This is a genomic window from Burkholderia sp. CpTa8-5, from assembly GCF_017815045.1.
Classification (GTDB): Bacteria; Pseudomonadota; Gammaproteobacteria; order Burkholderiales; family Burkholderiaceae; genus Burkholderia; species Burkholderia sola.
Genome location: NZ_JAGIQD010000047.1, coordinates 17231 through 35025, shown reverse-complemented (window position 1 = coordinate 35025; position 17795 = coordinate 17231). Strand labels below are relative to the sequence as shown.

Sequence of the window (17795 nt, the reverse complement as noted above, 5' to 3'; positions counted from 1 at the left end):
CTAATCGCATACGAAATCCATTTAATCAGTGCCCCGGCCATCAAAACGGGGCGCTTTTCAACAGCCTGCTAGAGCCTGAACCCCAAGCGGATTGTCGACGAACCAGACCACGATGTCGAACATCTCAAAATGACCGGCAGCCGACGTTCCTCCCCGACTCTCGCCGGGAATCCGTGAAGAACCTTTGTTTTTCCACGCCGGCGCCGATGACCGCGTTCGCGCTCGATGCATCGAGCGCGGCGAAACGACTGCATGCAAGCGCACACCCCCGCGCGCCGCGTCATCCCCCCGTCACCGGCGGAAAGAACGCGACCTCGCTATCCTCCCGCACGACGAAGTCCCCGGTCACCATTTCGAGGTTCACGGCCGCCCGCACGGGGCGGTCCATCCGCAGCGCGTCCGCGCTGCGCGCGTCGCGGGCGGCCAGCGTGCCGCGTAGCGCGTCGACGGTGAGTTCGCGGGCATCGATCTCGACGGCTTCTTCATCGATTGCCAGTTGTTCGCGAATGCTTGCGAAGTATTTGATCGTCAGTTTCATTGGATTGTCTTCAGAAGGAACAGCGGAATCGGAGACACGAAGCGAACGCAATCACCCCCAGCGTCGCATCGCCTGGTCGTCGTGCGCCTTTGCCTCGACCCACCCGGATTCCCCGTCGTGCCGAATCTCCTTCTTCCAGAACGGCGCATGGGTCTTCAGGAAATCCATCAGGAATTCGCACGCATCGAACGCGGACGCGCGATGCGCGGCGGCCACCACGACCAGGACGACCGGCTGGCCGAGCGGAATGCGGCCGACGCGGTGCACGATCCTGACCGCTTCGAGCCGCCAGCGCGCGCTCGCCTCCTCGACGATGCTCCACAGCGCCTGTTCGGTCATCGTCGGGTAATGCTCGACTTCCAGTGCGACGACGTCGTCGACATCGCCTTCCTTGCGCACCACCCCAAGAAAATTCACGACAGCACCGACATTCGGATTGCGAACGATCGGTGCAAGCTCCGCGCCCGTGTCGATCGGCGCATGCTGCACGCGTACTTCGAAGCCGGCGGCAATCGCGGGCGCCGATTCGGGCTGAGTGCCGGCCGCATCGACGGGCGGCGCGGGGTTGCCGGCATGCAGCGGATCGTCCGGCAGCCCGGCGCGGGATTCGGTGAAAGTCGTCATGACAGGTTCTCCAGTAGGCGGCGCATCCGGTGTCGCGCGGCGGCCCTTCAGCCGCCGACGAGCGACATGCGCACGGTCGGATAGGTCTTGCCCGGCGCGCGGGCCGGCCGTGCGGCCCGGCGCTCGGAATAGCGGTCGTCGCGCCGCGTCCAGCGTTCGCGCACGGCGGTGGCGAGGTCGGCGATCGACGCCGCATCGTCGAGCCACGGCCGCAGGTCGGCACCCTGCGTCGCGAACAGGCACGTATAAAGCTGGCCGTCGGCCGACACGCGGGCGCGCGAGCACGTGCCGCAGAACGGATGCGACACGCTCGCGATGAAGCCGACTTCGCCTGCTCCATCGATGTGCGCGCAACGAATCGCGGTGGCGTCGTGCCCCGGCTCGCCGACGAGCACGAGCGGATAGTGCGCGTCGATCAGTTCGCGCATCCGCGCGGCCGGCACGACCTTGTCGCCGGACCAGAAGCTGGCGCCGCCGACGTCCATGTATTCGATGAAACGCACGGCCACGCCCGTGTGCCGGAAGTGCCGCACGAGCGGCAGGATCTGGTCGTCGTTCACGCCGCGCTCGATCACCGCATTGACCTTGACCGGCGCGAGCCCGGCCGCGTGCGCGGCCTCGATGCCGGCCAGCACGCGCGACACCGGCACGTCGGCGTCGCTCATCCGGCGGAACACAGTGTCGTCGAGCGCATCGAGGCTCACGGTCACGCGCGACAGCCCCGCGTCGCGCAGCGTGCGCGCCTTCGCGGCGAGCAGCGAGCCGTTGGTCGTCAGTGCGATTTCGACGGGCTTGCCGTCGACGGTCGTCAGCGCGGCGAGCCGTTCGATCAGCGCTTCGAGGTGACGGCGCAGCAGCGGCTCGCCGCCCGTGATGCGGATCTTCTCGACGCCGAGCGATGTGAACGCGCGGGCGATCTTTTCCAGTTGCGCGAACGACAAGCGCTCGGACGACGGCATGAACGCGTAGTCGGCGCCGAAGCTTTCGCGCGGCATGCAGTAGCCGCAGCGGAAATTGCACTGGTCGATGACGGACAGGCGCAGGTCGCGCAGCGGACGGCCGAGCGTGTCGGACGGGCGGAGGAAAGCACCGGGCGATGCGTCGCCGGATGAAGCGGCGGCGGCCGGCGCGGCGGAAACGATGGCATTCACGATCGGGTCGTCGGCCTGCATGTAGTAAGCGGAGGGGCGTCGCCGCTCGGCCGTGCGTGTGCCGACGTATCGGCGCACAGGTCGTGACGAGCCTCATCGTGAGCATAGTCCGCCGGGTTGGGCCGGCAGAGACACAATCGCGCCCGAATCGCAGGAATACAGTTCGCCGCCCGGGACGCGCGACAGGCGCGGCAAGTGAGGCGAACGCGCCGTATCGGGTGGAGAGTCGACTTCACGCTCATGCGAGCCAGCGCGCGAATTCGTAGTACGGAACCGCGTCGCCGCGCGCGATGGTGCGCCCGGCCGGCAGCCGCGCGAGCCCGCTTGCCTGCACCAGCGACTGCAGCGTGCCGGCGCCTTGCTGACGCAGCGTATCGAGCACGGGTGCACCGTTTGCGTCCACCGTACAGCGCACGCGCACGAAGCGCTCGCGCTGCGCATCCGGCTCGAAGCCGGTGTCGATCGGCAGCGACGGCACGACCGGCACGCACGCGTCGCGACCCTGCAGGCGGCGGATCAGCGGCGCGACGAACAGTGCGAACGTCGTCATCGCGGCGCCCGGATTGCCGGGCAGCAGCACGACGGGCCGCGTATCGAGCCGTGCGAGCGCGACCGGCTTGCCGGGCTTCATGCGCACGCCGGCGACGACGAACGACGCGCCGAGCGCGGCCAGCGTGGGGCGCAGCAGGTCCTTGTCGCCGACCGACGCGCCGCCGACGCAGATCACGAGGTCGCACTGCGCGTGCAGGTCGCGCAGCGCCCGATCGACGGCGGCCGCCGTATCGGCCGCGTGCACGCTCATCGCGACGTCGGCGCCGGTTCCCGCGACCAGCGCGGCGAGCATCGGCGCATTGCTGTTGTAGATCTGCTGCGGCGCGCGCGGCTCGCCGCACGCGACCAGCTCGTCGCCGGTCGTCAGGATGCCGACGCGCAACGCCGCGCGCACGTCGATCCGCGCGAACCCCTGCGCGGCGGCCACGCCGACGTGCATCGCGCCCATCCGCACGCCGGCCGGCACGAGCAGCTCGCCGGCACGCACTTCCTCGCCGCGGCGGCGAATGTGCGACCCGCTGCGCTGGGGCACGTCGAACGTGACACCGCCGTCCTGTTCGTGCGCATGCTCCTGCATCACGACGGTGTCGGCGCCGGGCGGAATCAGGCTGCCGGTGAAGAGGCGCGCAGCCGTGCGCGGCGCGAGCGGCGCCGGCGTATCGCCTGCATAGCAGCGCTGTGCGACACGCAGCGGCTCGCCGTGCGCGAGGTCCGCATGACGCACGGCGTAGCCGTCCATCGCGCTATGGTCGGCCGGCGGCTGGTCGAGCACGGCCGTCAGCGGCGCGGCCAGCACGTGGCCGGCCGCTTGCGCGATCGGCACGGAGGTGGCGGCCTCGAGCGGCGCGAACGCGGCGGCGAATCGTTGCTGCGCGGTATCGAAATCGGACAGGTGCGTCATGACGAGTGGGCTGGATGCGCCGTTGCGGGCGCGGGTGGGTCGAGGTGAACGGCGGCGGGCGATACGTATTCGACGAAGCCGTCGTTGCGGCAGAAACCGAGCAGCCGCACGCCGGCTTCGCGGGCGACGTCGATCGCGAGCGCCGTCGGCGCCGAGATCGTCGCGATCATCGGGATGCCGACCCGCGCGGCCTTGCGCACCAGTTCGTAGCTCGCGCGGCTCGACAGGAACACGAAACCCGCGTGCAGGTCGGCGCGGCGGCGCGCGCGCTGCCCGATCAGCTTGTCGAGTGCGTTGTGGCGGCCGACGTCCTCGCACACGTCGAGCACGGCGCCGTTGTTATCGCACCACGCGGCCGCGTGGATGCCGCCCGTCTCGCGCATCAGCGTCTGCCGCGCCGGCAACGCACGCGCGGCGCGCGCGATCGCGTCGCCGCCGATGCCCGCGGCCGTGCCGGCGGCCGCGATCCGTGGCGGGTGCAGGTCGAGCTGCGCGATGCTTTCGATGCCGCACACGCCGCAGCCGGTGCGGCCGGCGAGCGCGCGGCGGTGGGCCTTCAGCGCCATGAACGCCTGCTGCGACACGGTCAGCCGCACTTCGGCGCTGCCGGACCGGCACTCGCTTTCGATGTCGAAGACGTCCGACGCGCGCTCGACGATGCCTTCGCTCAGCGCGAAGCCGAGGCCGAACGCGTCGAGGTCGATCGGCGTCGCCATCATGACCGTGTGCGAGATGCCGTTGAACACGAGCGCAACCGGGGTTTCGTCGACGACGCGATCGACGGTGTCGAGCGCGTCGCCGGCGCGATGGCGCGTCACCCGACACGCGGTGCTGCCGGTCGGATCGTCGCGGCGGATGCAGGACTCCATGCAGGTTTCTCCAGGGCGGGGCGGCCGGCGGGCCGGCCGGGCCCGGCGTGTGCGCCGAACCACGGGAATCGACGCCGCCGGGCGGGCGGCGAAGGGCGCGCGACCGCCGCGGGCAGGCGTTGGACAACATGTTAAGTGGAGTGAACAGTGCGCCCGGGATACAGCGCCGCCACACGAAAAGCAGTACAGCTGAGCGTCCCGCCGGCATGGTAACTATTTTCCGTGCACACATCTTCGGCGGTGCAAGCAGCACAGTTTCAGCGCACGTTCGATTGATTGCGAGTATCGTTGCAAACGCGATATCGTCGTCCACGCTTCGATGCCGTGCGAGCCGCCGTTCGGGTTCGCATGTGTCGTCGCCAAGCCGTCGCGCGATTTCCTGCTTCGAGCGTACGTCCTCACAACCACGAGCAAATTACGGTCATGGAAATCTTCGATGCGTTCCATCTCGCCCGATTGCAATTCGCATTCACGGTGTCGTTCCACATCGTGTTCCCCGCGATCAGCATCGGCATGGCGAGCTTCCTGGCGGTGCTGGAATGGCGCTACCTCGTCACCGGCGACGCCGCCTACAAGTCCATGTTTCAGTTCTGGTCGAAGATCTTCGCGATCGGCTTCGGGATGGGCGTGGTCTCCGGCGTCGTGATGGCGTACGAGTTCGGCACCAACTGGTCCGGGTTCTCGCGCGTCGCGGGCAACATCACCGGGCCGCTGCTCACGTACGAAGTGCTGACGGCGTTCTTCCTCGAAGCCGGCTTCCTCGGCGTGATGCTGTTCGGCTGGCAGCGCGTGAGCCCGCGCGCGCACTTCTTCGCGACGCTGATGGTCGCGGTCGGCACGCTGATCTCGACGTTCTGGATTCTCGCGTCGAACAGTTTCATGCAGACGCCGCAAGGCTACAAGATCGAGAACGGCCTCATCGTGCCGGTCGACTGGTTCAAGATCATCTTCAACCCGTCGTTTCCGTATCGTCTCGCGCACATGACGATCGCGGCGTTCATCGTCGCGGGCTTCATCGTCGCCGCCTGCGGTGCGTGGCACCTGCTGAAGGGGCGCCGCGACGAGCCGGTGAAGCGCAGCTTCTCGATGGCGCTGTGGATGCTGCTGGTGCTCGCGCCGATCCAGATCTTCGTCGGCGACGCACACGGGCTGAACACGCGCGAATACCAGCCGGCGAAGATCGCGGCGATCGAAGGGTTGTGGGAAACGGAGAAGGGCGGCACCGCGCTGAACCTCGTCGGGCTGCCCGACATGCAGGCCGAAACCACGCGCTATGCGATCCAGGTGCCGCACCTCGGCAGCCTGATCCTCACGCACAGCTGGGACGGCGAGATCCGCGGGCTGAAGGAATTCGCGCCGCAGGACCGCCCGTATTCGCCGATCATCTTCTGGACCTTCCGGATCATGGCCGGCCTCGGGATGCTGATGCTGCTGACCGCGCTGCTCGGGCTGCTGCTGAGAAAGGGCGGACGCCTGTACGAGACGCGCTGGTTCCAGTGGTTCGTGGTCGCGATGGGCCCGTCGGGCATCGTCGCGCTGCTGGCCGGCTGGATCACGACCGAGGTCGGGCGGCAGCCGTGGACCGTGTACGGCGTGCTGCGCACCGTCGATTCGGTCGCGCCGCTCACCGCGCAACAGGTCGGCGTGTCGCTGCTGATCTTCGTGGTCGTGTATTTCCTCGTATTCGGAACGGGTATCTACTACATGATGAAACTGATGAAGCGCGGGCCGGCTGCGCAGGCCGGCTACATCGAGCTGCACCGGCATCCGGGGCTGCGCAAGAGCGCGCTGTCCACGCCGCTGAACGTGACGGAGGCGGAGTAATCATGCATATCGATCTTCCTGTCGTGTGGGCCGCGATCATCGGCCTCGGCGTATTCATCTACGTGATGCTGGACGGCTTCGATCTCGGCATCGGGCTGCTGTTTCCGTTCTTCGATGCGAAGGCCGAGCGCCAGGTGATGCTCGACACCGTCGCGCCGGTGTGGGACGGCAACGAGACGTTCCTCGTGCTCGGCGGCGCGGGCCTCTATGGCGCGTTCCCGGTCGTGTATTCGACGCTGCTGCCGGCGAACTACCTGCCGCTGGTGCTGATGCTGGTCGGGCTGATCTTCCGCGGCGCGGCGTTCGAGCTGCGCGCGAAAGCGACCCGCACGCAGCACATGTGGGACCTCGCGTTCATCGGCGGCTCGGCGCTCGCCGCGTTCTGCCAGGGGATCGTGCTCGGTTCGCTGCTGCAGGGCATCAAGATCGAGAACAACCAGTTCGCAGGCGGGCCGTTCGACTGGCTGTCGCCGTTCAGCATGATGTGCGGGATCGGCGTGCTCGTCACCTATGCGACGCTCGGTTGCGGCTGGCTGATCCTGAAGGTCGACGGCGAACTGCAGCGCAAGATGCGGTTGCTGATGAAGCCGCTCACGGGCGTGCTGCTCGCGGTGATGGGCGTGGTCAGCCTGTGGACCGTGATCAGGCTGCCGGCCGTCGCGCACCGCTGGTTCGGCAGCGGCAACCTCGGCTGGTTCCTGCCGGTGCCGATCCTCGTCGTCGCATGCGTATGGGGCATCTTCTACGCGGTGAAGCGTGCGCACGAGGCCACGCCGTTCCTGCTGACGCTCGCGCTCGTGTTCCTCGGCTACACGGGGCTCGTGATCAGTATCTGGCCGAACATCGTGCCGCCGTCGCTGTCGATCTGGGATGCGTCGTCGAGCCATTCGAGCCAGTTGTTCGCGCTCGTCGGCACCGTGATCGTGCTGCCGATCATCCTCGTGTACAACGCGATGCAGTACCGCGTGTTCCGCGGCAAGGTGCGCGAGGGCGACATCGGCTATCACTGAGCGGCACGGCACTCGATGCGAAAGCGGCCCGCCACGCGCGGGCCGTTGCACATCAGGTGCGGGCGCAACGGGTTGCGTATTCCGGTTCCCTATTCCTTTGCCAGTCGAGAAAACATCATGATCGTCCGACCCCGACAGAACTGGCTCCGGATGCTGTTCGTATGGAACGGCTCCGTGCTGCAGTCGATCATTCCGCAGCTCGTGTTCATGGCGATCGTCAGCACGCTGGCGGTCTTCACGAACGGCCGAATCTTCGGCGAGAAGATTCCGCTGAACACCGCGCCGTTCACGCTGTTCGGGCTCGCGCTCGCGATCTTCCTCGGGTTTCGCAACAACGCGAGCTTCGAGCGCTTCAAGGAGGCGCGGCATCTGTGGGGCAACCTGCTGATCGCCGCACGCGCCGTGACGTCGCAACTGCATCGCTACCTGCCCGACAGCGTGAGCGACGCCGAGCGCAACCGGCTCGCCGATCTGCTGATCGCGCTCGCGTATGCGCTGAAGCATCAACTGCGCCATACCGATCCGAGCGCGGACCTGCAGCGCATTCTCGGCGCGGAGCGCACGGCCGCGCTCGGCGGCAAATGCTACAAGCCGGTCGCGATCCTCGACGAACTGCGCGGCGGCATCGTGCGTGCGCTGGGGCGCGCGCCCGGCAGCGACGCGACCTGCTGGATGTTCGAGACGCAACTCGACGCACTCGGCAAGTCGGTCGGCGGTTGCGAGCGCATCCAGTCGACGCCGATCCCGTTTTCGTACAGCGTACTGCTCCATCGCACCGTGTATGCGTATTGCGTGCTGCTGCCGTTCGGGCTCGTCGATTCGACGGAGTTCTTCACGCCGCTGATCTGCGTGTTCATTTCCTACACGCTGATCGCGCTCGAGGCGATCGCGAACGAAGTGGCCGAGCCGTTCGGCCTTGCGCCGAATGCGCTCGCGCTCGATGCGATCACGCGCACGATCGAGCGGTCGGTGCTCGAACTCGGCGATCGGCCGATGCCCGAGGAATTCGTGCCGGCGTCGACGTATCAGATCACGTAGGCGGCGGGGTCGGTAGTGTAGTCGTCGGTAAGGTTGCTCGGCCCGAGCGGGGGCGGTTGTGTAGACTCGTGCTCGTTCAATGGAGCCCGCACCATGCAATTGCTTGATCACGTGTCGATCGGCGTGCCGGATATCGACCAGGCACGCCCCTTCTACGATGCCGTCATGGCTGCGCTGGGCGCAGCCAAGGTCTATGACCGGCCCAATGCGCTCGGCTATGGCGAACGTTGCAGCGCGAATGACCCGGAGTCGACCTTCTTGGCGGTGTATCTGGATCCCGCCGAAGTCGGCGCGAGCAAGCGGCACTGGTGTTTCAAGGCCGCTTCCCGCGAGCAGGTGCATGCGTTTTTCGAGGCAGGGCTTGCGACGGGCGGCCAGTCCGACGGTGAACCCGGATTGCGGCCGCAGTACCACGGCGACTACTACGCGGCTTTTCTGGTCGATCCGGCCGGCAACCGGATCGAGGCCGTGTGTCACGCGGCGGCCGCGGAGCGGGAGCGGTCGTGACGGCGCCGCTCAATCGAAATACGTCAGCCCCATCGCCCCCTTCACCTCCGCGAGCGTCGCCCCCGCCACTTCCCGCGCATGCAGCGTGCCGCGCTTCAGGATCGCCATCACTTCGGCCTTGTCCGCTTCGAACTCGCGGCGGCGCGCGCGGATCGGCTCGATCAGCGCCTGCAGCCGCTCGTTCAGCACGCGCTTGACGACGCTGTCGCCGAGGCCGCCGCGGCGATAGTGGGCCTTCAACTCGTCGACCTTCGCCACGTCTGGCTCGAACGCATCGAGGAACGTGAACACGACGTTGCCCTCGATCTGGCCGGGGTCGCTCACGCGCAGGTGGTTCGGGTCCGTATACATGTCCTTCACGGCCTGCGCGATCTCGTCCGGCGTCGAGCCGAGCGTGATCGCGTTGCCGAGCGACTTGCTCATCTTCGCCTTGCCGTCGATGCCCGGCAGCCGCGTGACCGACGACAGCACGGCCTCGCATTCGACCAGCACCGGCTTATCGACGGTCGCGTTGAAGCGGCGCACGAGTTCGTTGGTCTGCTCGATCATCGGCAACTGATCGTCGCCGACCGGCACGTGCGTCGCCTTGAACGCGGTGATGTCGGCCGCCTGGCTCACCGGGTAGGTCAGGAAGCCGGCCGGGATGTCGCGCTCGAAGCCGCGCAGGCGAATTTCTTCCTTGATGGTCGGATTGCGTTCGAGGCGCGCGACCGTGACGAGGTTGAGCAGGTATTGCGACAGTTCTGCAAGCTCGGGCACCTGCGACTGCACGACGATCGTCGAGATCGCCGGATCGATGCCGACGGCGAGATAGTCGAGCGCGACCTCGATCACGTTCTCGGTGACGCGCTGGCGGCGGCCCATGTTGTCGGTCAGCGCCTGCGTATCGGCGAGCAGCAGGAATTGCGTCGCGTCGTGCTGCATCTGCACGCGCGCGCGCAGCGAGCCGATGTAGTGGCCGAGATGCAGCGGGCCGGTCGTGCGGTCGCCAGTGAGGATGGTCGGGCGGGTGGGGTGTGTCATGGTCGTCGTTGGCTCCGGGTTATCGAAGCTGCCAGCCATGATGTCATCGCAGAAACGCAAATGCCGCCATCGCTGGCGGCATCACGTTTGGGACATGCAAAAGGAAACGGGCCGCCTGGGTCAGGCGCGCCACCAGCAATGCACGATCGGCGAGGCGGGTTTCGTTTCCATCGCGGCAGTATAGCGTAGTGCGCGGGCGGACGTGCGCGTCAGCGGATCACCGACTCCATCGCGAGGTACGCGGTTTCGGCGGACGGCCACAACAGATACAGCAGGCCGGCCATCAGCAGCCACGCACCGGCGCGTACGAGCGGCGTGCGGTCCTTGTCGCGAGGGGGATGGGTGGGCTGCTTCGATTTCTTCATGCTTGCAGGCGCGGGTGCGCCACTCCAACGGTTACTGCAACGGGTCGCGCGAGGCGAGCCGGGGTGTTGCGGGAATGGGTCAACGAGACTTCCCGTGGGCAGGGTGTCAGGAATCTCAAAAAGGGTTCGATCGTATATTCTGAAACGCACGTCTCGTGCGAAGCGATGCGCATGCTACCAGTTCGGGGCGGTATGCATGGTCAAGGATTGTAGGGCAATGGTCGGAATGGATGGCGTCGCGTCCATTCTACGGGCCGAGGCCCGGGTGCTTCCCGGCTGGGTGCGAATGCCGGTGGCCAATGAAATCGCTCGGAAAAACCGGAGGGATCTTCTGATCTCGTGCGCTCACACCATAATATGCGCGCGACAATGTGTTCCCTTTTCTTACGTGGGTGTTCGACATCGTGCGAAATCAATTACGTTCAACTGCTGCCAGCCGCATTGGCTTCACGCAATTGGTTTCTGTTTTCCTGATCTTCACGGGTACAGCCTGTTCGAAGGGCGACACGCTTCCGCGGAACATGTCGCTGACTGCCTTCAATCCGCATCGCGGGGCATTTGAGTGCAGGCATGAAGCTGCCGTGGTTCCTCCTGTCGATCCAGACGCCGATCGCTGGAATCGGCAGGCCATGGCGCTGACCAGTTCGCTGTTGTGGCCGAACGAGCGCGATTACAAGGGCGCTGTCGATTTGTGGACGAAAGCGGCCGAGCGCAAGCACTGGAAGGCCATGCTGAATCTGGCGAATGCGTACGCGCAGGGGCAGGGCGTGGAGCGTGATTCGGAACATGCGATTCAGATCACCGAACAGGCGATGAAGCTGGGTATTCCGGCCGCCTATGATCTGATGGGCACGTATCACATGGACGGAATGGGCGTGAAGCAGGATGCCAGCCGCGCCTACGCATTCTGGCAACTGGCCGCCGATATGGGCAGTCCGAGTTCGATGGCGTATCTGGGCGGCAAGATGGATGCGCTCTATGACGACCCGAAGGCGGGCTTCTGGGGCAACCGCAAGATCGCCCTGCGGATGCTTGAATGTGCGGTCGCGCAAGGCAACGGACTTGCTGCATATGAATTGGGAACGACGATCGCGGGCGATCGAGCCGAATTGAGCGAGAACAACGAACGCGCGCTCAAGACGCTGCATGAAGGCGTGAAATTCGGCAATGCCCAAAGTGCGGCCTATCTGTTCGGTGCGTTCGACGATGGCGATCCCGTGGTCGGCAATGTGAAGGATCGGGCCCGTGCCGAGCGCTACAGTGTCCTGGCCGATCGCCTCGACCGAGACCCCGACCTGCGTCTGCCGAATCTGGACAAGGTCGTGCCGCTGCCGCCCGCCAAGCTGCCCAAGTGGGACGGGAACAAGGAGACGTTGATCGACGCGGCGAAAGCAGTGACTTTCGTGCCGGTGTCGCCGGTCAAACCCGCGCCGCATCCCGTGTCGTAGCGTACGGGCGGCGCACATGTGCCCGGTGGCCAGACGCTGCCGGAGAAGCCGCAGGTCGCCGTTCCTCCGCAGATGGGAACGACGGCCGCCCCTGTCGGTGGTTGCCCGCTCACCTGACACCCGCCGCCCTCGCGCGGTGCCGCCCAACTTCACATCTCCCTCGCACGGTTCGTCCTTGCAGCAGTCCTGCCGAATTTCCGGCAAGGCCGTCGCACATCCCTTTCCCGGAGAACCCCATGCGATATCCGTTGCAGCACGCCGACCAAGCCGCCGTGGCGCGGCGTCCATCCAACCCCGAACCGCACGTACCCGTGTCGCGCGTGAACCTCGAGGAGGTGTGAGCCATGAGCAACGAAGCACTCGACCCGCTGCTGCGGCAGCTCGCGGAGAAGCGACTCGGACGGCCTCTCGAGCCCGCCGACGAACAGGCGCTGCTGGAGCGGCTGTCGGGCCGGCAAGGAAACGCGTCGGCGCCCGCTGCCGGCCCGGCCACGCAGGCGCGCACCGCGAACGCGCCCTTGCCGCAGTTCAAAACCCGGCAAGAGGCGCGCCAACAGATCAAGCATTTTCTGCAGCTCAACCAGCAAAAGGCGTACGAGAAGATGCGCGGCATCCTGCAGACGATCGACACGCAGAACGAGACGACGCTCGGCATGCTGGCGTCGGAGCAACGGAAAGTATCGGGCGTACTCGACGCGCACGAGCCGGCCGGCGACGCGCAGGCATCCGGCGCAGCCGAGATCCAGGACAGCACCCGCGAGGCGCTGGCGATGATCGGCGAACAACTGACGGGCCTGATCCGCCAGGAAATCGAAACATGCTTCCGGCAATACGGCGATGCGCTCGCCGAAGGGCTCGCCGTCAGGCTCGACGCGATGGAGGACCGGTTGCGCAGCATCGTCGCCGGCCCGGTCGAACCCACCGAACCCACCGCTGCCGTTCACGATACGCGCGGCCCAGCGTCCATGGATTAGCACGCGGGTCATTCGGCCGACAGCGGAACCGGCCGGCTCGATGTGCGACCTCTCAACTACGTGAACCAAGGAGCAACAAATGGCTGAAACGTGTCAAGTGTGCCAGGTCAATCCCGCGATTACCGATGCGGTCACACAGGTCAACGTCAAGGTGGTCGCGGAAGCGCCGGCAATGGCGATGGGCTCGCTGTACCAGGCCCAGAGCCATTCGCTCAGCATCCTGTTCGAGAACGCGGTGCAGCAGCAGTCGCAGGCCGCGATCCAGTCGCAAACGTCGACGAACGTGGGGACGATGCAGCTCTACACGATCGGGCCGGAAAGCGCGGGCGCGGCCGCCACGGAAATCGGCGCGAACGGGATCATTTCCATTCTGGCCGACGTGATCGCGATCGGGAAGGCAGTCAAGGGCTGACGCACGATCGCAACGCCGTGGTTGAGCGGCGGCGCAAGCGGTGCGAGCCGCCGATGCCGCCGCCGTGCCGCGTGGTGTTCCGGAGCAATCGACAGAACGGGCAGCGCCGATTCGATGCGGCGCCCGTTCGCAAATCAGGAGAAATACGATGCCTATCGGTGTAGACGACCCGAAAGACGAGAAGGACCCGAAAGACCCCTGCAACTGCACGACATGCGCGGTCAACGCCGCGATCACCGACGCGGTCACGCAGACCAACGTCAAGGTGGTCGGCGAAGCGCCTGCGATGGCAACGGGCTCGCTGTACCAGGCCCAGAGCCATTCGCTGAGCGTGTTGTTCGAGAACGCGGTGCAGCAGCAGTCGCAGGCCGCGGTGCAACTGCCGACCTCGACGAACGTTGGCACGATGCAGCTGTACACGCTCGGGCCGGCGAGCGCCGGCGCGTCCGCGACGGAAATCGGCTCGAACGGCGTGCTGTCCGTGCTGGCCGACGTGCTCGCGCTCGGCAAGGCGCTGGCCTGACGCGTCACTGGCGCGGACGCCGGGCGGTGGCTCCCATCGGGCGCTGCCGCCCGGCGTCGGACGCCGTGTCGACCCGCCCGCGCAAGCGGGCCCCCGGTGCCGCGTATCGGCGCCGACCGACCTATTCATGCTTTCGCCGTGACAGCGCCGCGGCCGCGAGCCAACCAGGAGCAACGACATGCCGGAACAGGTTTCTCCCGCGATGACCGACGCGGTCACGCAAGCCAACGTCAAGGTGGTGGGCGAAGCGCCCGCCGTGGCCTTGGGCACGCTCATGCAGTCGAACAGTCATGCGTCCGCGATCCTGCTGCACAACGCCGTGCAGATGCAGGCGAACCAGGCGATGTCCAACCTTGCCGCGACGACCGTCGGCGTCATGCAGCTCAATGCCGGGTCGCCGGCGGCAGCTGCGGCTGGCGCGGCGCGCTCGGCGAACGACAGCGTTGCGTCGCAACTGGCCGCGGTCGCGCAGTTGATGAACGCCATCGGCCACTGGCGCGGCTGACCTGCGCGACGCGCGGCCCCCACCCGCGCAGGCGGCTTTCGTCCGCCGACGGCACCGCCCGGCTCACGGGCGTGCCGGCCTTCAATTGGCATCGACGATCGTCCGGAGCTGCTCCGGTTTCTCGATCGTCACACCATGCTCGTGCAGCCGGATCAGGCCGTCGCGCTGCATCTTCTGCAGGCTGCTGTTCAGTCGCGGCCGGCTGACGTTGAGCATCGCCGCGAGGATGCTCTGGTTCTCCGGCAGCGGCACCTCGAGACCGTCCCCTTGCATGCGGTTCAGCAGATGGCGCGCGAGCCGGGCTTCGACGCGGTACAGGCATGCCGATTCGACGAAATCGCTCAACTGCTGGATATGCCGGCACAGCTGCTCATGGATGCGTCCCATGAATTCCGCGTTCGCCAGCAGCGGCGTGAAGTACTGGCGATGCAACACCGAAATGCGGCAGTCGGGGCTCAACTGGGCGGTGAAGTTGCGCCGGTGTGCGCGAATCAGCGTGTTTTCGCCGATGAGTTCGCCGGGCATCGAGTGGCCGAGAATGATCTCGCGCCCCCCAGGTTCGTGCAGCGTCTTGTAGACGCGGCCGCGATGCACGAACGCGACGAAATCCCCCGGATCGCCCTTGAAGAACAACAGGCGATTGCCGTGTTCGGGCCAGGGCGTGGCATGCCGCTCGATATGGACGATCAGACTTTCCGGGAGACCGGCGAGTATCGGTATGTTGCGCAACGTTGGAGCGTGGGCAAGGGCAGGCATGTTTTCCGCGCGAGGTTGTTTGACGATGCGGCCACCTAGCGAAAAACGCTGCCTTCGGCATGGCGTGAAGAATGCATAACGAAAATATCGGGATAATCGGCGGGCCGTCCCGATATGGCGGCACGTCGGCGACAACGGCGCATGGCTGCGCGACGTGGACTGCCTTGTGCCGGCTCGCGAACGCTGCGCGACGGCAGTCGTTTTCTTTCATCGCAATGCCGTAATTCAGGCCGGGCGACGCACCTGAAACGACGGATCGGAGTATGCCGGGGGATTAATGTTTCTGTTCACAATAATCAAGAAAATTTACCGGTTCCGATTATCGTTATAGCGGTGTTACGCGGGTAACAGCGCCATTCCCGGGATCGAATCGATTCTGTGTTTTCCAAAGAAAAGGAAGACACGGGATGACAACCTCGAACCAGCACGCTGCCGCCGCGCCCGAGTCTCCGGCGCAGCAGCTCGATCGCACGTGGCGCGAAATGCAGGGGAAATTGCGGCGCCGCGCGCGCCTGTTGTGCAAGGGCGATATTCACCGCGCCGACGAACTGCTGTCCGACACCGCCCTCAAGGTCCACATTTACCTGCAGCGTTCGCCCGGGCGCGTTCAGAACCTGGCCGGGTTTCTCTTCCTGGTGCTGAACCACGCGTTCCTCGATGGCGCGCGCCGCCGCCTGCGCGAAAGCGGCATGCTCGAATTCGACCCGGCGTGGGACGACGATCACGCCGTCGAGCTGGCCGGCCACGCGCCGTCGGTCGAGCAGCAACTGCTGCTGCGGCAACAGCTGCTGCGTCTCGAACAGGCGCTGTCGGTGCTCTCGCCGCAGCAGCAGATGCTGTTCACGCTGAAGTTCGAGGAGGACCGGCCGTATTTCCACATCGCCGCGACGCTCGGGATCAACGAGCCGCTGGCCAGAAAGCGCGTCGAGCTGCTGCGCAAGAAGTTGCGCGAGGAACTCGCGTGAGCGCGTTCACGAATGCCGGCACGCAGCGTTCCTAACGGCATGCGCGGGGTCGATGGCCTGCCGGCCCGCCCGTTCCTTCAATCGCATGCCGGAGCCGAGATCCGAGGAGGCCTCGTGGCAGACAAAGTCAATGAGCAGATTACCGATGCGCTGACGCAGACCAACGTCAACGTCGTCGCGGGCTCGCCGGCCCAGGCGCTGGGAATGCTTTACCAGATGTTCAGCCAGGCCGTCGGCATCTCGGCGCAGAACATGACCCAGCAGCAGGCGGCGTTGAACCAGATTTCGAACGCCGTCGTGTCGAAGGCCGTGGCGATGATCCTGTCCGTCGAGGCATCGCCGAAGCCGGCATCGGGCGGCGCGTCGCTGCCCGCGGCGGGCGGGTCGCCGACGGGCTCCACGCACTAGGACACGACGACTATCGGGACACCTGAACCATGAACATGAAAGGTCTTTTGGATGGACGCGGAGAAGGCGCGACGCAAGCACCGGACGACGTCGCGGACGCCGCGGCCGAAGCTGCGGCGCGGGACGAAGTCACGCCGCACGACGCGACGTCGACAGCCCGCAAGCGCGCGTGGCCGGTCAACCGGTTGCGCAGGTTCACCGACGCGCTGAAGGCGCCGGACCAGATCGCGGGGACGACCGGTGCCGCCCCATCGGCGTTGAAGACGGTGCAGGCGATCAACGCGGAGGCGGCGTCCTACGCGACGACGCAGATATCCGTCGGCCCGAACATGATGATCACGCAGGCCGGCGGCATGGTCGCGCAGGCGGCGGCCAACTACTTCGAGGCGTCGACGTCGCTGGCGATCGCGGGCAAGAGCGTGCTGATGAAGGATCTCGCGCAGAAGACCATCGACGAGGACGTGAAAGGCATGGCGATGGATGCGGTGGGCCTGCTGTTGACGGACCTGTTCGTCGCGACCGCGGCGGTCGTCGCGGGCGCCGCGGAGGCGATCGAAGGGGAGGCCGCGAGCGTCGCGCTCGACCGGATCGACGAGAGCCTGCAGAAGTATCAGGCGCTGCTCGACAAGAAGGGCACCTGAGACACGTCACGCACGTCGGGCGCGGCGTCGATAGGAACGTCGCGGGCGATCATGCGTCGAGAACCGCGGCGCAATCGCGGGCCACGCGTGCAGCGGGCGAAACAGTCTCCATCGACACGACCCGCCGGGCCGTCAGGCCCGATGCGGGATGTGAGCGGCGGGCGCGATGCACGTTCGTGGTCGAACGCGTCGCGCCTGCTACCGGCAGTCCAGTCCAATCATGTGAGGAACCCATGTCTTACATCATTCAGAACGCACACGGTGCCGCGCCGCTGCGGGTTGGCGAGCGCAAATGGGGCGATGCGACGGAAATCGATTTCGGCGCGATGACGAGCTGCATCGCGCTCGTCGAGCAGACGCCGGGCCAGCCGACGTTGGTGCGCGGCATCCATCTGTCGATCGTCGGCGACGGCGGCACGAAGGTCTACGACACGGCGGCGGATGTCGCCGGACAGGTCGAGACGATCATGCAGCAGAGCGGCAACATGCGTGCGTGCCTCGGGCGCATCGACGTCTGGCAGGCCAACGTGTCGCCGGAGGTGCAGGATTTCTTCGTCGCGCTGATGATGAGCCTCGGCATGACCAATTGGGTGCAGGTGCCCGACGGCAACCTGCGGGTGCGGCTCGACGGCGGCGTGATGCAGTATCAGAAGGGCACCGCCGCGTGGACCAACGTGTAGCCGGCACGATCCGTCGAAACCGGTGCCCGCGATGCGCGCGGGCGCCGGCCCCGTCCCAGCTTTTTGTTCGTCAACGCCAAC

Annotated in this window: 21 protein-coding genes; 13 read left to right on the top strand and 8 right to left on the bottom strand. The window is 66.4% G+C overall.

Annotation, left to right across the window (positions count from 1 at the left end; translation table 11 throughout):
- Window positions 1-280: 280 nt before the first annotated feature.
- The 5 genes from moaD to fdhD all read right to left on the bottom strand — a co-directional run bounded on the left by moaD (window position 281) and on the right by fdhD (window position 4635).
- Window positions 281-538 (bottom strand): molybdopterin converting factor subunit 1, encoded by a 258-nt coding sequence (moaD, locus tag J8I35_RS33555; RefSeq protein WP_050014048.1) that lies wholly within the window; start codon window positions 536-538, stop codon window positions 281-283.
- A 51-nt stretch (window positions 539-589) separates the two neighbouring features.
- Entirely contained in the window at window positions 590-1162 is a 573-nt protein-coding gene (locus J8I35_RS33550; protein ID WP_209929320.1) for a molybdenum cofactor biosynthesis protein MoaE, read from the bottom strand.
- A 47-nt stretch (window positions 1163-1209) separates the two neighbouring features.
- Window positions 1210-2334 carry a GTP 3',8-cyclase MoaA gene (gene moaA / locus J8I35_RS33545; protein WP_209929319.1) on the bottom strand — a complete coding sequence of 375 codons (1125 nt, stop codon included), beginning with the start codon at window positions 2332-2334 and terminating at the stop codon, window positions 1210-1212.
- A gap of 217 nt (window positions 2335-2551) precedes the next feature.
- A complete protein-coding gene (glp, locus tag J8I35_RS33540) occupies window positions 2552-3766 on the bottom strand; it encodes a gephyrin-like molybdotransferase Glp (protein ID WP_209929318.1) in 1215 nt (404 codons plus the stop codon).
- Window positions 3763-4635, bottom strand: a complete 873-nt coding sequence (fdhD, locus tag J8I35_RS33535; protein ID WP_204384594.1) for a formate dehydrogenase accessory sulfurtransferase FdhD — start codon at window positions 4633-4635, stop codon at window positions 3763-3765. The genes glp and fdhD overlap by 4 nt, the downstream gene beginning before the upstream one ends.
- Before the next feature lie 423 nt (window positions 4636-5058).
- On the opposite strand from fdhD, the gene J8I35_RS33530 reads away from it, so the two are divergent.
- The 4 genes from J8I35_RS33530 (at window position 5059) to J8I35_RS33515 (ending at window position 9014) form a co-directional block, all read left to right on the top strand.
- Complete coding sequence (locus tag J8I35_RS33530; protein WP_050014043.1) at window positions 5059-6459, top strand: cytochrome ubiquinol oxidase subunit I; 1401 nt, start codon at window positions 5059-5061, stop codon at window positions 6457-6459.
- 2 nt (window positions 6460-6461) lie between these two features.
- On the top strand, window positions 6462-7469 hold the full coding sequence (gene cydB, locus J8I35_RS33525) for a cytochrome d ubiquinol oxidase subunit II (RefSeq protein ID WP_209929317.1): 1008 nt from the start codon (window positions 6462-6464) through the stop codon (window positions 7467-7469).
- 117 nt (window positions 7470-7586) lie between these two features.
- Window positions 7587-8507 carry a bestrophin family ion channel gene (locus J8I35_RS33520; RefSeq protein ID WP_089490307.1) on the top strand — a complete coding sequence of 307 codons (921 nt, stop codon included), beginning with the start codon at window positions 7587-7589 and terminating at the stop codon, window positions 8505-8507.
- 93 nt (window positions 8508-8600) lie between these two features.
- Window positions 8601-9014 carry a VOC family protein gene (locus J8I35_RS33515; protein ID WP_089490308.1) on the top strand — a complete coding sequence of 138 codons (414 nt, stop codon included), beginning with the start codon at window positions 8601-8603 and terminating at the stop codon, window positions 9012-9014.
- Window positions 9015-9023: 9 nt separating this feature from the next.
- On the opposite strand, the gene trpS is transcribed toward J8I35_RS33515, so the two are convergent.
- Together trpS and J8I35_RS33505 are read right to left on the bottom strand one after the other, a co-directional pair.
- The gene (gene trpS / locus J8I35_RS33510) at window positions 9024-10037 is read right to left on the bottom strand and encodes a tryptophan--tRNA ligase (protein WP_124593744.1); all 1014 of its coding nucleotides are present in this window, start codon (window positions 10035-10037) and stop codon (window positions 9024-9026) included.
- Between the two features lie 209 nt (window positions 10038-10246).
- The gene (locus J8I35_RS33505; protein ID WP_175975294.1) at window positions 10247-10402 is read right to left on the bottom strand and encodes a hypothetical protein; all 156 of its coding nucleotides are present in this window, start codon (window positions 10400-10402) and stop codon (window positions 10247-10249) included.
- A gap of 392 nt (window positions 10403-10794) precedes the next feature.
- Between J8I35_RS33505 and J8I35_RS35010 the strand changes: the two genes are divergently transcribed.
- The 5 genes from J8I35_RS35010 to J8I35_RS33480 all read left to right on the top strand — a co-directional run bounded on the left by J8I35_RS35010 (window position 10795) and on the right by J8I35_RS33480 (window position 14264).
- Window positions 10795-11850: a DUF6396 domain-containing protein gene (locus J8I35_RS35010; protein ID WP_348522295.1), complete on the top strand. Its 1056-nt coding sequence runs from the start codon at window positions 10795-10797 to the stop codon at window positions 11848-11850.
- A 344-nt stretch (window positions 11851-12194) separates the two neighbouring features.
- Window positions 12195-12824: a hypothetical protein gene (locus tag J8I35_RS33495; protein ID WP_209929316.1), complete on the top strand. Its 630-nt coding sequence runs from the start codon at window positions 12195-12197 to the stop codon at window positions 12822-12824.
- 79 nt (window positions 12825-12903) lie between these two features.
- Window positions 12904-13236, top strand: a complete 333-nt coding sequence (locus tag J8I35_RS33490; RefSeq protein WP_050014037.1) for a RebB family R body protein — start codon at window positions 12904-12906, stop codon at window positions 13234-13236.
- A gap of 148 nt (window positions 13237-13384) precedes the next feature.
- A complete protein-coding gene (locus J8I35_RS33485) occupies window positions 13385-13759 on the top strand; it encodes a RebB family R body protein (RefSeq protein WP_089490310.1) in 375 nt (124 codons plus the stop codon).
- Between the two features lie 178 nt (window positions 13760-13937).
- Window positions 13938-14264: a RebB family R body protein gene (locus J8I35_RS33480; protein WP_209929315.1), complete on the top strand. Its 327-nt coding sequence runs from the start codon at window positions 13938-13940 to the stop codon at window positions 14262-14264.
- A gap of 81 nt (window positions 14265-14345) precedes the next feature.
- On the opposite strand, the gene J8I35_RS33475 is transcribed toward J8I35_RS33480, so the two are convergent.
- On the bottom strand, window positions 14346-15155 hold the full coding sequence (locus J8I35_RS33475; RefSeq protein WP_239469014.1) for a Crp/Fnr family transcriptional regulator: 810 nt from the start codon (window positions 15153-15155) through the stop codon (window positions 14346-14348).
- Window positions 15156-15427: 272 nt separating this feature from the next.
- Here J8I35_RS33475 and J8I35_RS33470 point away from each other — a divergent pair, with 272 nt between their 5' ends.
- The 4 genes from J8I35_RS33470 to J8I35_RS33455 all read left to right on the top strand — a co-directional run bounded on the left by J8I35_RS33470 (window position 15428) and on the right by J8I35_RS33455 (window position 17714).
- Window positions 15428-15985 (top strand): sigma-70 family RNA polymerase sigma factor, encoded by a 558-nt coding sequence (locus tag J8I35_RS33470; RefSeq protein ID WP_050014034.1) that lies wholly within the window; start codon window positions 15428-15430, stop codon window positions 15983-15985.
- 114 nt (window positions 15986-16099) lie between these two features.
- Window positions 16100-16393 (top strand): RebB family R body protein, encoded by a 294-nt coding sequence (locus J8I35_RS33465; RefSeq protein ID WP_050014033.1) that lies wholly within the window; start codon window positions 16100-16102, stop codon window positions 16391-16393.
- 35 nt (window positions 16394-16428) lie between these two features.
- Complete coding sequence (locus J8I35_RS33460) at window positions 16429-17034, top strand: hypothetical protein (protein WP_245170541.1); 606 nt, start codon at window positions 16429-16431, stop codon at window positions 17032-17034.
- 233 nt (window positions 17035-17267) lie between these two features.
- The gene (locus J8I35_RS33455) at window positions 17268-17714 is read left to right on the top strand and encodes a hypothetical protein (protein ID WP_050014031.1); all 447 of its coding nucleotides are present in this window, start codon (window positions 17268-17270) and stop codon (window positions 17712-17714) included.
- Window positions 17715-17795: the final 81 nt, after the last annotated feature.